This is a genomic window from Kitasatospora sp. DSM 101779, from assembly GCF_025655475.1.
Taxonomy (GTDB): Bacteria; Actinomycetota; Actinomycetes; order Streptomycetales; family Streptomycetaceae; genus Kitasatospora.
On sequence record NZ_JAHTIK010000001.1, the window covers coordinates 8,045,780 to 8,060,834 of the forward strand.

The 15,055-nt window shown below is 69.9% G+C and carries 10 protein-coding genes and 1 pseudogene; 4 read left to right on the top strand and 7 right to left on the bottom strand.

Features of this window, described 5'->3' with window-relative positions; all coding sequences use genetic code 11:
- Positions 1–198: 198 nt before the first annotated feature.
- The 5 genes from KSNIM_RS36925 to KSNIM_RS36940 form a co-directional block, all read right to left on the bottom strand.
- Positions 199–933, bottom strand: a complete 735-nt coding sequence (locus KSNIM_RS36925; RefSeq protein ID WP_263107554.1) for a dienelactone hydrolase family protein — start codon at positions 931–933, stop codon at positions 199–201.
- Between the two features lie 449 nt (positions 934–1,382).
- Entirely contained in the window at positions 1,383–1,559 is a 177-nt protein-coding gene (locus KSNIM_RS39240; RefSeq protein ID WP_317634096.1) for a hypothetical protein, read from the bottom strand.
- Positions 1,556–1,876, bottom strand: a complete 321-nt coding sequence (locus KSNIM_RS39245) for a hypothetical protein (protein ID WP_317634097.1) — start codon at positions 1,874–1,876, stop codon at positions 1,556–1,558. The genes KSNIM_RS39240 and KSNIM_RS39245 overlap by 4 nt, the downstream gene beginning before the upstream one ends.
- Before the next feature lie 174 nt (positions 1,877–2,050).
- The gene (locus KSNIM_RS36935; protein ID WP_263107555.1) at positions 2,051–3,547 is read right to left on the bottom strand and encodes an FAD-binding oxidoreductase; all 1,497 of its coding nucleotides are present in this window, start codon (positions 3,545–3,547) and stop codon (positions 2,051–2,053) included.
- Between the two features lie 2,697 nt (positions 3,548–6,244).
- The gene (locus tag KSNIM_RS36940) at positions 6,245–6,670 is read right to left on the bottom strand and encodes a hypothetical protein (RefSeq protein ID WP_263107556.1); all 426 of its coding nucleotides are present in this window, start codon (positions 6,668–6,670) and stop codon (positions 6,245–6,247) included.
- Between the two features lie 1,376 nt (positions 6,671–8,046).
- Between KSNIM_RS36940 and KSNIM_RS36945 the strand changes: the two genes are divergently transcribed.
- A complete protein-coding gene (locus tag KSNIM_RS36945) occupies positions 8,047–8,715 on the top strand; it encodes a beta-glucanase (RefSeq protein ID WP_263107557.1) in 669 nt (222 codons plus the stop codon).
- Between the two features lie 134 nt (positions 8,716–8,849).
- Here the strand turns inward: KSNIM_RS36945 and KSNIM_RS36950 are convergent.
- Positions 8,850–8,981 (bottom strand): annotated as a pseudogene (locus KSNIM_RS36950) (IS5/IS1182 family transposase); the annotation flags it as partial.
- A 786-nt stretch (positions 8,982–9,767) separates the two neighbouring features.
- On the opposite strand from KSNIM_RS36950, the gene KSNIM_RS36955 reads away from it, so the two are divergent.
- Both KSNIM_RS36955 and KSNIM_RS39555 read left to right on the top strand, forming a co-directional pair.
- Positions 9,768–10,922 (top strand): Mu transposase domain-containing protein, encoded by a 1,155-nt coding sequence (locus KSNIM_RS36955; protein ID WP_263107558.1) that lies wholly within the window; start codon positions 9,768–9,770, stop codon positions 10,920–10,922.
- A gap of 601 nt (positions 10,923–11,523) precedes the next feature.
- Positions 11,524–11,898 carry a sugar phosphate nucleotidyltransferase gene (locus KSNIM_RS39555; RefSeq protein WP_263107559.1) on the top strand — a complete coding sequence of 125 codons (375 nt, stop codon included), beginning with the start codon at positions 11,524–11,526 and terminating at the stop codon, positions 11,896–11,898.
- Positions 11,899–11,950: 52 nt separating this feature from the next.
- Here KSNIM_RS39555 and KSNIM_RS36965 read toward each other — a convergent pair whose 3' ends face one another.
- Positions 11,951–13,048, bottom strand: a complete 1,098-nt coding sequence (locus KSNIM_RS36965; RefSeq protein ID WP_263107560.1) for a right-handed parallel beta-helix repeat-containing protein — start codon at positions 13,046–13,048, stop codon at positions 11,951–11,953.
- A gap of 779 nt (positions 13,049–13,827) precedes the next feature.
- Here KSNIM_RS36965 and KSNIM_RS36970 point away from each other — a divergent pair.
- Positions 13,828–14,808 (top strand): acetylserotonin O-methyltransferase, encoded by a 981-nt coding sequence (locus tag KSNIM_RS36970; RefSeq protein WP_263107561.1) that lies wholly within the window; start codon positions 13,828–13,830, stop codon positions 14,806–14,808.
- Positions 14,809–15,055 lie beyond the last annotated feature (247 nt).

The window sequence follows — 15,055 nt, forward strand, 5'->3', positions numbered from 1 at the left end:
ACAGGCGCCCGCGCAGCCGTGGAGCGGGCCCGGCGTCAGCGGCCGGGTTCAATGGCGCCGACCGCCACCGCCGCGATCGGGGCGGATGTGCACCCGCTGACCACCACCGCCGAGGAGGGCGCGGGCCGTCCTCGACGAGCGGTGTTCCGGCCGCTGCCGCTTACCCTCCATCGGCCTGGCGGAAGGGCCGGCCCGTGGCTAGCGCAGATGCCGGGTGAGGAACCGGGCCGCGGCGTCCCCCGCGAACTGCGGGACGCCGGTGTGCCCGCCGAGGTTGGCGTGCAAGGTCTTCTCCTCGGAGCCGAAGGCGTCGAACAGGTCCAGGGACGCCTGCCGGTCGTTCCCCTCGTCGTCCCACTGCAGCAGGACATGCAGCGGAATGGTGACCTGCCGGGCCTCCTCGAACATGGAGCGGGGCACGAGACTCCCGGCGAACAGGACGGCGGCCGAGACACGCGGCTCGACCACCGCCAGCCGGATACCGATGGAGATCACTCCCCCCGAATATCCGACCGGGCCGCCGATCTCCGGCAGCGAGAGGAGGGCGTCCAGGGCGGCCCGCCATTCCGGGACCGCCTTGTCGACCAGCGGGAGGACGAGGGCGTCGACGATCTCCTCGCTCACCGGCTCGCCGGCCTCCATCGCCCGGCGCAGGTCGGCGCGGGCCTGCTCGGCGGCGGGCCAACGGGGCCGGTCACCGCTGCCGGGGAGCTCGATGGTGGCCGTGGCGAAGCCCTCCGCGGCGGAGTGCCGGGCCCGGTCCACCAGCCGGGGGTACATCTTGCGCAGCCCGAGGGGAGGGTGGCCGAGCAGGATCAGCGGCGCCGGTGCGGACACGGACCCGGGCGTCCAGAGGATGCCGGGAATCTCGCCGAGGGTGAATTCGCGTTCGAGGACGCCGTCGTCGAGGCGCTGCTCAGAAGTGAAGTGCATGGTCGTGCCTTTCGGGAGTGCTCAGAGACGGCGCTCCCGGACGACGACCTATCGCCCGACCGTGACCCCGGAGGAGAGCACCCATGTCGATACGTTCACGGGTACCACCTCCTTGTTCTCTCGCACGGCCGACGCAAGGCTAGCAGAACGGCAGGATCGGTCTGCCGGCGGTGGAAGGGGCGGACGAGCAGTCGCGCGGCCGACCGACCGCGAACAGGACGCAGTCGAGGACGAGATGACGCGGATGCCCTCGGGGCGGAGCCGGCGGGAGAGGATGTCGGCGAGGCCGGCCTGGGCGGCCTCGGCAGCGCAGAACGCGAGGTGCGCCCGGGAGCGGTGGTCCCGGGGTTCCGCGGCCGAGGAGACCAGGGCACCGCGTCCGCTCCGACTGCCGTGCACAGGAGCACCTGTGGCGGCCGACCAGGTGCCGGACCCACGCGTTCCCGAACTCAGTGTGACGCGGTGGACTCCGGCTGGACCGTCCAGAACTGTGCCAACGCGCTCTGCTTGAACGGAGCCGGGCTCACACGCAAGTCTCCGGCGAACGGCCGGTCGAGGACCACCACCAACAACGGCCACTGCTGCTCCACCACGGCGTGCAGGTAGTCGCTGACCGCCGTGTTCATCCGGGCCCGGTCGGGCTCGGGAAAGGCACGGCGTCCCGGACGATCCGGGACGCCGCGGTAGCCTCGGTGGCGACCACGGTCTCGGTGGTCTCCAACTGGGTCCAGAGGTTGACGATGACGAACGCGAGGATGATTCCGTAGATCGTCCCGAACATCCCCAGCACCACCCCGACCATGTCGTTGTGCTCCCCGCGGACCAGCGCCGGATACCGGCGAGTCGTCAGGACGCCTCCGACGGAGGCGAGGACGACGACCCCACCGACGACCGCCACGGCCAGGCCGAACGTCGGGAGATGGTTCAGCGGCCAGAGTTCCACGGAACCGAATCCGTCGCGTACGGTGCCGGTGGCCGGGGAACTGCCGTCATGACCACAGCCGGGCGCTTCAAGGGCATCTTTCGGACGAGGTGAACAGGGGCTGCGGCTGCTCCGGTCCGAACTGTGCGTGTGGGTTCAGCGGGACCAGTCCGAAGCCGTCCCGCAGGTGATGCCTCATCGAGGCGCTCGGCCGACGGCCTGGGGGAAGTGGAAGAGGCCTGTCGGGTCGTACCGGCGTTTGACCTCGGTGAGGCGGCGGTAGTTGTCGCCGTAGTAGGCGTGCTGCCAGCCGGTCAGGTCCGGGTCGGGGAAGTTGACGTACGCGGTGCGGGTGTTCAGGCGGCGGCGCAGGGTGTGGTGCATCGCACCGGTCTGGGCCAGGAGATCGTCGACCTGGCCGGGTGGGGTTCCCGGCTTCCAGTGGGTGCCGATGTCGATGACGAAGGTGGCCGCGCGGTGCGGGTAGGCGGTCTCGTCGGGGCGGGGCCGGTCTCCGGCGCCGCCCATGGCGAAGAGGGTGACGTAGCCGGTCGCCGCAGTGGGGCCGGGCTGCCAGGTGCGGGTCCACTCGACGATGTCGGCCACGGTGTCGGGAGTCGGCCACCGGTCGGGGACGAGGGACTTGGAGGCGTAGCAGTCCTGGGCGCCCGGGCTTTCCATGAGGTAGTCCTGGGCGGTCCAGAAGCTGCGTTCCTGGATGAACTGCTTCGTCGGGCGCAGCCGCTGCAGCGGGGCGAGGAGTCGGCGCAGGATGTGCTCGGGGCCCAGGTGCTGGCCGAGGAGCCACAGGGTGGCGGTGCCGTCGCCGGCGTTCTTGAAGCCGATGCGGACATCGACGTCGTCGTTGTGGTCGGTGTCCAGGATGTGCTGGATCCGGTCGATGACGGCCTGGCCCGCGGTGAGGGGGAAGACCAGGTCGAAGACGGTGGCGCGCAGCCGGTCGACGGGTACGGCGTCGAAGACGAAGCCGGTGTTGATGCCGAAGTTGCCGCCCGCGCCGCCGCGGCAGGCCCAGAACAGGTCGGGGTTCTCGTCGTCGGCGGCGCGCACGAGGGTGCCGTCGGCCAGGACGACGCGGGTCTCGACGAGCCGATCGCAGGTCAGGCCCCACTTGCGGTCGTTGAAGCCGAGACCGCCGCCGAGGGTCAGTCCGGCCACACCGACGCCGGGGCAGCGTCCGCCCGGGAAGTACAGGCCGGCGTCGCGGGCGGCGTACACGTCGGAGTTGGTGGCGCCGCCCCCGAGCCGCAGCCGACGGCCCTCGGGCGTGACCCCGTTCATCGCGCGCAGGCTGATGACCAGGCCGGGCGTGGTGGAGTATCCGGCGTAGTTGTGGCCGCCGGAGCGCGGCGCGAAGGGCACCCGATGGTCGGCGCACCAGCGGACCGCCACGCGTACGTCGTCCTCGGTGGCGCAGGCGAGCACCCCCGCCGGGGCGATCGAGGCATACCGCAGGTTGTCGGGCGCCGCCTGGAGCGGGTAGTCCCGGTCGCCGGGGCGGTAGAGCCTGGCGGCGGGGCTCAGCTGTCTGCGGAGCTCCTGCCAGGCGGCGGGTTCGGGACCTTGCTTCGTGCGGGAGGCGGCGGCCGAGCTGGTGAGTTCGGCGGAGGTCAGCGCCGCGCCGGCGGCGAGCGCGCCGACGCGCAGGAGAACTCGTCGACCGATCGTCATGATGCCCCCGTTCCGGGCGCTTCGCGGGCCCGTCCCGTGTCGCACAGCGTCAGGTTGGGGCAGTGCCGGGTGGTCGAACACCCGGACACTCCGCATGCGAACGCAATTCACGCGAATGGCCCGGGCCGGTAGCCTCCCGGCCCGGTCGGACGACCTCGTCCGGCGGGCTCCACTGCACACACTCGTCGGATTCCCTTGTTCCATCCCGATCTCCAGCGCCGACTCGACGAACGCGCCCTCGCCCGCGTTGGCCTCGTCCCGGGCGGCACCGCCGGCGAAGGTCCGCCGGACACTCCACAACGACGATTGCCCGATGGCGGGGGAGTGGGGCCGCATCCTCCGGCGGCACAGGTCGCCGCACTCCGGCCGGGGGACGGGATCGGTCATCGGCCGAGCCGACGGCGGGTTGGCCGCCCGGACCGTCACGCCCGCCCCGGGCTCGCCAGGCGGGGTCCGGCCGGGCTATTCCCCGGCAGACCGGATCCCGGCCGCCCGTGGGCCATCGTCGCAGACCCCGCCGCCCACGACCGCATCGGCCGACAACGGGCTGACGAAGACCGTGGACGCCCGCCCGTGCAATGACATCGGGGCTGACGTGGTCGGCGGCGTTGCGACGTGGTGTCCGGCTCCCCGCACTGTCCTGCCGGTGGAATCACACCTGTACGGGCCGGCGGGGCTCGGCGCTTCGGTGCTTCTACCGGCGGGTCGGCTGCCCCGTTCAACCCGCCCGGAGAGCCCGCACCGCCGGGCCGGGTCGACGAAGACCGCCTCACCGCCGGGCGGCCCGCCGATGGGGCGGTCGCCAGCCGGATGACGCGTCGCGTCGAACGGTCGTACACCACGGCGGCGTTCCCTTGCCGGTCGAGTGCGCACGATCACCTGGGCTCACCTTCGTGCCCGTCCGGACGCCATCGCCGCCGACGCCTCCATTAGCCCCGAACCGTGCAGTGAGGTCGCCGGGGCGAGAGAGAGGCAGGCCCCGTCATGCAGGCCGAGGAACACGTCGGATCGGGTTGGTTCCGGGCGATCGCGCCAGGCACGGAAGCGGCATCTGATGGACGGTCAGATAAACCAGATGACGGCAGCCGCAATGATCAGCCAACTCACCACTCCCAGGACGATCGCCGGTAGCAATGTCCTGATCAGACTCGGTTCGTTCACATGTGCACTCTAGGGCGAGAAGTGGAGCTTCTTGCCCAGCATGTTGGGGAGATTCGTGTAGCACCCGAGGAAAATCGCCGAGTGTATCCGGATTGACACTCACGGAGTGCGTGATGACTTCCTGTCGGGGCGCGTGGTTGATGGGCCGCGCGCCCTCTGCCCGGGCCGCAGGCGGATCGGTTTCGGCTGGTCGGGCTAATCCCAACTCCTCACTCAGCCATGTGTGTTCGTGGACGGCGTGTCGTTGCGAGGGTGAAATCTCGATCCGCTTTGATGGGTTTACGGCCTTCTGTAGCGCGTACGGTGTGCGGCGGCCGTCCGCCGGGCCGACGCTGCTGCGGACGCACGGAGCAGTGCGGTGGCGCCGGCTGCGCCGGCCTTGTGTGGGCTACCGCAGCTCTGGCCGGGTGGGGATTGCCACCGGTTCCCGGAAGTGCACCGGGCCGATGATGTGCGCACGGTCGACTTGCGCGCAGGTTCCCTGCCGCAGCGGATAGGAGACTTCGGGATGAGAAGACGCAGCTTTCCGGCCGGCGGTGCGACGGTGGCCGGCATCACCACCGGTGCAAGAGCTCAGCCTCCGACACCGCCGACCGTGCCATGAGCCCGATGAGCGTCAGCGTCAAGGACTCCGGTGCTGTGGGCGACGGCGTCGCGGACGACACCGTCGCTTCATCCAGGTCGACGAAGGCTGCTCGAACGTCGCCGTCCTGGGCGTCCGCGCCAAGGGCCTGGCCACCAGGTTTGCGGCCGGTACCACCCGCGTGCTCTGACGTCCGGCAGGCTGAAGGACGGGATTCGCACCGCGGTTGGCCGACCGCCTCGACGGGTCTCCCGTCTCCACCGCGCCGCGCCGACCCGCAGGCCCGGTCCTCCCTGCGCTCGGCCGGACGTTCGGCCTGTTCGCCCGTCCGAGAGTCAGGCCGTGGCGTGCTCGGCGTTCGTGTCGCGGGTGGTCGCGGTCGTGGACGTCGGGCAGTTCCCGCAGGTCCGTTCCTGGGATCGGAGCGGACCGGGGCCGTCCTGAGTGCCGCGGTCCGAGAAGGGCTGGAAGGTCGGCTCGAAGCCGCCGGTCCGGCGCGTGGCGGCGGATGCCTGGCGGCCTTCCGCTTCGGAACGGTGGCGGACCGACACCGTCCGGCGTGGTGGTCGGATCCGTTGCCGCTGATCGAGGACAGGTAGCGGCTGAGGGCTTGTGAACCGGCCTCCGCGACACGTGCTGCGGTGCGGCCTTCCCAACAAAGGTTTCGCCGGGCGGTGTTGAGGGCGAGGACGGCCCTGATCAGCGCGTGGGCCCCGCTGGACCACGGTGACCTGCCGGCGGGCGTACCAGCGTTCGGCTCGGCTCGCTCGCCGCGCGCGTACTCCGAGCAGGCACATGGTGCGGGCTCGGGTGTCGGGGGAGTTGCAGACGGGGACGCCGCGGGGCTCCTTGACGAGGCAGTAGGATCTCCGGCCCCGTGCGTCGGCTCGCGGCGTGCGGATCCCGCGGCCGCTTCCCCACTCTTCGGTGGGAGCGGCCGCGGGAGACGGGTGTCAGGCGAGAGTGATCTGCGCCTGGGCCTCGGCAGCGGGGCTGCATGCGAGCACCGCGAACACGTCGACCGGTCCCGGCTGCCATACGGCGCCCAGGCCCGTCGGTTCGGCGGTCAGCTCGACGGCCACCGTCTGCGGCGCACCGGTGCAGGTGACGTCCGCGGTCGCCCAGCCCCACACGGGGACCAAGGACGAACCGTCCTGCCGCGCAGTGACGAAGACGGAGTGCTGCTCCCCGAGGGGGCAGGTGACCGTGAGGTCGACATCGAGCTCGGTGGGGTCCTCGGCGGAGATCTGCGCACCGGAGATCGAGAGCGAGGACGAGGTCGGAACTGTGGTGCCCGCCCAGCTGGGCGCCGCGACGACGGCTTGGAGAGCGATGACGGAGGCGACGCCGGCAGCGCGAAGAACAGGACTGAATCGCATGATGCAAGTTCTTTCTGGTTATGGGGTGTTGAGGGACGCCGATGGCCGGCGTCCGCTCTGCCAGGCTCGACCGGCGCCCTGAATGTCGCAACTTTTAGTGCAATGTCAACTTCAGAGTGTGATGGCTCCGGGTGTCCGAACTGGGCAGCCCGTTCGGCGTTGATGCCGCGCGGACGTCAGGCAGAAGCGCCTGGGGCCGGGGTTGTCGGCCGCCGTGTCGGTGGGGGCGATGGGCGATGGGCCGAGCGGTCTTCCGTGCGATGCGGGCCCTCAGGCCGCTGACGATCTCGCGGCGGCTCCTGCCCTTGACGGTGCGTCGTTCCAGGCAGCCCTGGATGCCTGATCCCATCGAGCGTGTTCGAGAGAAGGCCGGTGCGCGGGTGGCCGTTTGCCCGCCGGTCGGCGGTCCCCCGGGAGATCACGTCGACGACGAAGGCCGGATGGACCCTGCCGGACCCCGACGGCGGCGAAGGTGACACCGCGGCGCCGGTACCTCAGGTAAGTCTGTTCACGTGGAGACCGGCAGGTCGGCCGGTGTCGGCCCCTGGCAGGAGCGGGGCATGGACCTCGGTCTGGGCGCACCCACGTGCGCAGTGTCACTGCGGCCGCCCCCCGCCGGCCGGCGCGGCTTTGCCGGGTGGCCCCTCGATGGACGTGACATGACGCCATCTCCCCATGAAGCGGAGTCTCCGAACACAGCAGGATCCAGCCGTACTTCAAGTCTTCACCAGCCGAGGAATTCTGGGTGCTCGCGATGGCTCCGGGCCGGGAGTGCGGCGTTCTGGGTAAATTCGGGAGCACGCCGGCACAGTGGGTTCGCGCACCGATGGGCAGGCGCTCACCAGAATCTCCGAGTGGTTCAACTCTCGACGATCTGATGAGATTTGGGAGCGTGCTCTCGAAGTAGTACGTCAAGTCGCAGCGGTGCGGCATTCCCGGCGGATCTCCGCACCCAGCGCTCAGTGACCCATTGGTGCAAGGCTTTCATTCCGCCGCCACGGATGAGTTGACACCCTTGTGCGCCTGGCATGAATGTCTGAATGACGAACAGCGGAGGCCCTTCCACGCTCCGGCAGCGCGGTGGTGATCTGGAAGTCGATGCCGCCCCACGCTGTTCCGTCCACACAGTCCACGGTTCGGTCATCGGTTCGGCCTGCCGGGCGACACCGCTCCGTGCGGTCCGGACTAGCTACTCGAGGGAGTTTCCCATGTCCTCCGTTTCCGCCATATCGAGGCCGGGCCGTTGCCTGGTGACCCTGTCCGCCGTACTGCTCGCTCTCGCCGTGGCGGACCCGGCCAGCGCCGCACGAGATGGCCGACCTGCCGACGCGGCTGGGCCGGCTTGGTCCGGGGCGGTCACGGGCGGGAGGTCGCTCGTGTTCGACGAGGAGTTCGACGGTCCCATCGCCTGGGGGGAGCGGTGGGTCGGTGATTCCACCAGCGCTTTCCGGTACGGGGACCACAACCCGGGGGACGACAAATTGGACTGGCTCAGCCCGTCGGCGGTCACCGTGGCGGACGGGGTCGCCACCTTCACCGCGAGTCCGGGCACGCGGACGTTGGAGAACGGAAGACAGTCCTGGACCACCGGACTCCTCACCACCGAGGGCTCCGCCGAGGACTTCATGGTCCGTGTCGGGGACTATGTGGAGACTCGTGTCAAGCTGCCGTCGGCTGCCGGCGCTTGGCCCGCCCTCTGGACGTGGTACAACGGCACGAACGAGATCGACTCGTTCGAATACCATCCCGACAATCCGGACCTCTTGGAGCTCACCAACGGCCTCCGCCGTGTGGCGTTCTCCTATCGGAACCCGGCCGTCGTCCGCCCGGGCGACTGGGTGGACATCGGTGTCCGCTACGGCCAGGACTGCAACGATTGGTACGTCGACGGAGTCAAGGTGTTTTCCGACAACGTCGGTACGGGTGGCGGCTGGGCCGCCTATCTCATTCTCAACCTGTCCGTGGAGGCCGGCAGGTACCACCAGCCACCTGCGGATCTGACCCCATTCACGTACGCGGCCGACTACGTCCGCGTCTGGCGCTGACCGGCCGCGTCCAGCCCCGGGCCGGTTACCCCGGTTGCGGACACGAGTTCCGAGAGGGGACCGCGCGCCGCACCGGACGGCCTCCGCTCAGCGGACTTCGAGCGCCGTGAGGGCGAAACCGGCTCCTTCCATGCGGCGAGGTTGTGCAGCCCGGCCGTGCCGAGCATCGCCGTACGGACACCATCGCCGTCGGTCGGACGGCAGTCACGAAGGATCCTCCATGTCCTCATCCGAGCGACGACGTGCTCGACGCGTGCTCGGACCTGCCACGGCGGAGGCGGGGATGCCGAACAGCAGACCGAGCTGACGCAGTGGCAGGTCGGTCGGTGAGGACGCGGTGACCAGCACCCCAACCGGGCGCGGCAGCAGCTGCCTGCGCTTGACGAGTCGGGTTCCTGCCCTGCCGACGATTGTCTGCGCGCAGGGTTGCTGCATGCGGCCTCCATTAAATGGTAGGCATTGTCCGTGCTACATGAAATTCCCCGAGGTCGGCGTGAGCCGTCCGCCGTCAAGGTCGAATGCCCGCGCCCGCCGCGGGGAATTTTATTAGCAAACTGGAGGTCAAGCCGGAGCAATGTAGCAGGGTGCTCCGTGAAACTCCCCGGCCGCCGCCCTGGCCACCGCTGTGCCGGTACCTCCTGGGAGTTCGTCGCTTCTCGTGCTCCGGGGATCGGGTGCTGGTGCATGCCGTAGCAGGCTAAACAAAATTCCCCGGCACGTCACCGGCGGTGGCGTGCAGAAACAATTCTCCGGGAGGTTGCAGAATCGAATCTCCCCGAACGTGCGGCGAAGATCGTGTAGGCGCTCTGTGAAACTACTCAGAGGGGCGCGAAGCCGGCGCAGAACCCCCCTGATCTGCGTGTTATGCAGTCGTCGCGTGCTATATTTCCGGCCTCCTTTGTTTGTCATCAATTCAGAGCCTGCATGGCGTGGGCCGGATTGCGAGAGGCCTAGTGCTTACCAGAGAGGAATACGCGGAGGCGCGGAGACTGTACGGCGAAGGTTGGTCGCTTTCGGCGATCGCCAGGTCCCTGGGCCGCGACCGCAAGACGTTGAGGTCCTACCTGCTCGGGGGACGGACCCCGGGCGTCAGGAACTCCCCGCAGGACGCGTTCGGTCAGTTCGTTCCGTACTGCCGACAGCGTCTGCGCGACGACCCCCACCTCGAGGCGACCGTCCTCCTCAAGGAGGTCACCGACCTCGGATACCGCGGCGGGTACTCGACGCTGACCCGGGCACTGCGCAGGCACCGTCTACGGCCGGTCTGTACGCAGTGCCGATGCGCTGGGCCGAACCAGGAGACTGACACCACATCGACTGCCGGTGACGAGCTGCGCTTCACCTGGCTCAAGCTGCTCGACCCTCCACCGCTGTGGGGCGTCGGCAGCCACGCCCACGTCCTGATCGGAGCTCTGCCGAGCGGCCTCTGGCGGGCGAGCCTCGCCGAGAACGAGGACCTGGCCCAGGTCATCGAGGCCGTCGATCTGGTTCTCAGACGGTTGGGCCGGACCGGCCGCTACTGGTGGTTCGACTCGGTACCGGCGGTCAACTGCCGCACCAGCGGCAAGGTCAAACCCGAACTCGTCCAGGTCGCCAGGCACTACGGCGTCGACCTCGGCACCAACTCACTTCGCCCCGCCACTCCGTCCCCTCCCGCCCCCGACCCGCTGCGCCCCATCGAGGACTTCTGGTGGCGTACCGTCCGCCCCGACACCCGCCTCCACGTCGCACAGGAGAGCCTGGACCACTTCGCCGCCTGGCTTGACTCACGGCACTCGGCGGCCGGAAGCTCCGAGCGACCGGGCGACGTGGTCGGCGGTGGCCACGATGCACGGACGCATGGCCCTGGGCCGCTTCCACCCCCGTTCCCCGCCACGATCCGGGTCGCCCGGACCGTTGCACCGCACGACCTCGTCTCGTTTCGCGGGAACTACTACGCGGTACCACCCGGCCTCGTCGGCGCCAGAGTCGACGTGAGCTGGCGTCTGGACGAACCCCACCTGTCGATCTCCACCACCGGTGGAGCCGTCATCGCTCGTCACGCCGTCGCACCTCGCGGCGCCGGCCGAATCGTCGTCGGCCCCGGGCACACCATCACGCTCGAACACCCCCAGGGCCGCCGTCAGAGCGACCGTACGCCGTGCAACGGCAGGACACGCCTCCCACCCTCCCCGGAGGCACTCGTCCACGCTCGGGCATTCCGCTGAAAGATCGAAGGGCACGCGGGTCCGTCAACAGGACGGCACCGGCCCGTGATCGGTGGTGACCCTCGGAGGATCGGACAAGGACGGTGCCGTGGCGAAAGCGGGCGAATCCGGCCCGGCGGTGCATCTGCCGAGTGATCCTCCCGGTGTGGGCGTCGACCCCGTCGGTGCGGCCGTTGTGGTGAGCCCGACGGGGTCGGCGTCGACGGCGGCGCGTTTGAGTCCGAGGCCGTCGGTCGAGGAGGACGGGTGAGGAAAGTCGGCCTGCGGACGACGGTGATCCACTCGGTGAGCCCGCCGTCGTTGCCGGCGCCGGGTGAGGCGTTCGGCGAACGAGTGGACGAGTCATCCCGGGGCAGGCGGCGGTGAGAGTCCGTAACAGACGGTGGGAGGCGGCGCCGAGCACGATCACGCCCACGCCTACGCCTACGCCGAGGCCGACGGACGAGTCGGTCGCGCTGATCCTCGGCGACAACATCTTCCACGGCAGCGGCCTCGACAGCCGGCTGGCACAGCACACCGACCCCAAGGGCGCGCTGGTCTTCGCCTACCCGGTGGCCGACCCGACGGCTACGGCGTCGTCGAGTTCGACGCCGCCGGTCGGGTGCTGTCCATCGAGGAGAAGCCGGCCGTGCCGAAGTCCCGGTACGCGGTACCGGGACTGTACTTCTACGACAGCCAGGTAGTCGAGACCGCGCGCGGCTTGCGGCCCAGCACCCGGGGCGAGTTGGAGATCACTGCGGTCAACGATGCCTATCCGGAGGCCAGGGGGCTACAGGTGACGAAGTTCGACCGCGGCACGGCCTGGCTGGACACCGGGACCTTCGTCTCGATGGTGCAGGCATCGGAATTGCGTCCGGATCACGACCGTCGCCTTCGGCACGGGCCACTCATCGCTGACTCGGTGTCTGCGCACGTTCCCGGTCCCGCCACCATCGACAAGTCGTCGGCGTGGGCCGACCGGAGTCGCGCCCGGTGAGACCGCGGTCGTCCCGCGGCCCTCGGACGAGCACCGCGGGGAGCCGGTGGGGTCAGCAGCGACCGGCCGGTTCGGAGACCGAGCAGTGGTTGAGGGTGAAGGAGTTGGAACTGTCGCCCTCGTTGTCGACCAGGTCGGCAGGTGAGTTGCCGGACGCGTGATTGCCGCCGACGGTGTTCCGGGTGTTGGCGACGCCGACCAGACTGTGGAAGAAGACGATGCCACCGGACATCGGTGAGTCGCCGACGTTGTCGCGGACCTCGTTCTGCGTCACCGAGACGTCGTCGGCACCGGTGAGGAGGATGCCGGTGCCCTGCATGTGCGAGAGCCCGGCGTAGGGCACGCAGTACTGGTTGTTGGCGATGACCCGGTTGCGGGTGACGCTCAGCGAGCCGGCCCGGGGCACGGTCTCGTCGCCGACGACGAAGACGCCCCCGCAGTTGCCCTGGATGTCGTTCTGCTCGACGCTGAGGTTACGCAGGCGGCGGACGGCGACGCCGATCCGATTTCCGGTGAGACGGTTGCCACTGACCACGGTGCCGCCGGTGTCGACAGCGCCGTTGCCCTTGCTGTCCACGACATTGGCGAGGAAGATGCCGGACTGGCCGTTGCCGGTCGACTCATTGCCGACGATCACGGCGCGGGTGGACCTCTCCTGGCTGATGCCCTGCTGGCCGTTGTCGTGGACGTAGGTGGCGCGCACCGCCATGCCGTCGGTCGAGGAGGCCGTCATGCCGTTCTTCCGGAAGCCGGTGACGGCGAGAGCCTCGATGGTGATGCCCCGGAGGGGGTTCTGGTCGGTGCCGAAGATGCAGAGACCGTGCCCGGCTGCCGCACAGGCCGGGTCACCGGCAGTGCCGAGGGCCGCGTCGCCCGGGGTGATGACACTGCTGGGACCGGCGCCGCGAAGGGTGAGACCGGACGTGGTGATTCGGACACTGCCCAGGTAGGTGCCGGGGAGCAGCTGGACGGTGTCACCAGGGAGCGCCGAGTCGACGGCTCGCTGAATCGACTCGCCGGGCAGCACCACGTGCAGGCGGCCGGTGGCGTGAGCCGGCGGCGCCGCACCCAGCACGGCCAGGACGGTGGTGAGGGAGGTCGTGGCGGCGGCGGTGGCTGCGGCCAGGTGGTGGACTCGACGCCTGGGCATGAGTAACGACCTGCTTTCGTGGCTCGTGGGGTGCCGCACGGTGGCACGGCGTGCTCGGCCGATGGCTGCCTGTGTCGGTGCCCGGCTCGCACCGACGCTAGAGGCACTGCCCGGGGGTTGCCACCAGGGCTGGGCCGGCGGACTGACGGGACGTCGACCGGCGCGATGTGCGGCGGCCGGCCGGGCATCAGGCGCTCACTGAAGGCGGCCACCTCCAGCTCGGCAGGTGGCCGGACCTCCGCGCCTCCGAAGACGGCCGACCCGGGGAACGGCGCACCATCAGGCCGATCCGATCCTCAGCCGGTGGGCGGCTCCTCGCGCTTCGCTTGCCGATCACCTCGTTCTGTTCAGCCGGCAACGATCTGCGGCGGATGCCGAGCGGGTGAGGAGTTTCGAGTCCTCATCAACAACGCAACTGGTGACCGCCGTTCACCTCGGCGGCGTGCGGGACACCGGGGGCCGTGCCAAGCTGACGGTGATCCGGGACCGACGGCTGTACGCGGGGGCTGGTCGACGACAGCGGCGGCAGCGACAAGAGCCGCCCACGGGGGGCACACCCGTACCGGGCGCCGGCCCTGCGCTGTCCGACCCGTGCCGTCCTCCGAGATCTCCAGGCATCCCACCCGAGCCACGGGTAACCGCAACTGACGACTAGGAGAAGTCGCGTGCAGAACATCAAGGTTCACGGACAGCAGGGATCGTCGAACGCCTGTGAGGGCGCGGCCGAGCCCCCGCAGGGGACGGCCCACCAGCCGACGGACCCGCAGGCGCAGCACCGGATGATGGACCTGCTGCACGGCGCTCTGGTCACACAACTTCTCGTTGTAGCAACTGAGTTCGACGTGGCGGAGATCATGGCCGGCGGGCCGGTGCCGGTGTCGGAGCTCGCTCGCCGGTGTGGGGCGCACCAGCGATCACTGCACCGGTTGTTGCGGGCGCTGGCTTCCCAGGGCGTCTTTCAGGAGGTGGAGCCCGGGACGTTCGCCTTGACCCCACTGGCCGAGACGCTGCGCGCCGACGTGCCCGGGTCGGTACGGGCATGGATCAGGTTCTGGGGAATGCCCGAGAAGCTCCAGGCCATCAACGCGCTGTCCTACTCGGTGCGGACCGGCCGTCCGGCGTTCCCGCACGTAAACGGCACGGAATGGTGGTCACACCTGGCCGCCCACCCTGATCACGCCGAACTCTTCAACGACGCGATGGGCGACATGGCCAGGCGCGTGCACGCCGTGGCGGTGGAGAGCTGTGACCTGACCGACGCGAGGCGGGTGGTCGACGTCGGTGGCGGGCAGGGGCATCTGCTCGCCACGATCCTGCCGCGCCACCCGGAGCTGCGGGCCACCCTGCTGGACCAGCCGTCGGTGATTCGTGGGGCGAAGGCGGTGCTGGAGGCGGCCGGAGTCGCCGACCGGGTGGACCTGGTCGGCGGGGACTTCTTCGACAGCGTCCCGCCGGGCGCGGACACCTACCTCCTATCGATGATCCTGCACGACTGGGACGACGAGCAGTGCATAACGGTGCTCGACATGATCCGCCGGGCGATGGCGCCCGGTGCCCAGGTCGTCGTGATCGACGCGATCGTGCCGGAGGGCAACGCACCGCACGACGGGAAGCTGCGGGACACCGTCATGATGGCACTCCACCCGGGCCGGGAACGCACCGAGGCGGAGTTCACCGCGATGTTCGCCGCCGCGGGTCTGCGTCACGTCTCGACCACGGGGCTGGCCTCCTCGACAGGCCTGCTGGTCGCGCGGGCCTGACCGGCGGCGGGGCGTCGGCGACGAGTTCGAAGGACGGCAACGACGCGCTGCCTCCGGAGTGATTCGGCGAGGAGGCGAGTTCCAGGGGCCGGGGGAGTGGCATCCGCTCGTGGGACAGTCGCCAAGCAGTCCGGGGCCGACGTCCTTCGCTTCGCCGAGCACGCCTCCCTCGGCGGGGACGCCCGGCGAGGGCCCGGTTTTCGAACTGAAGGACTGCGAGAATCCGCCCCTCTTTCCGGCACCGAGC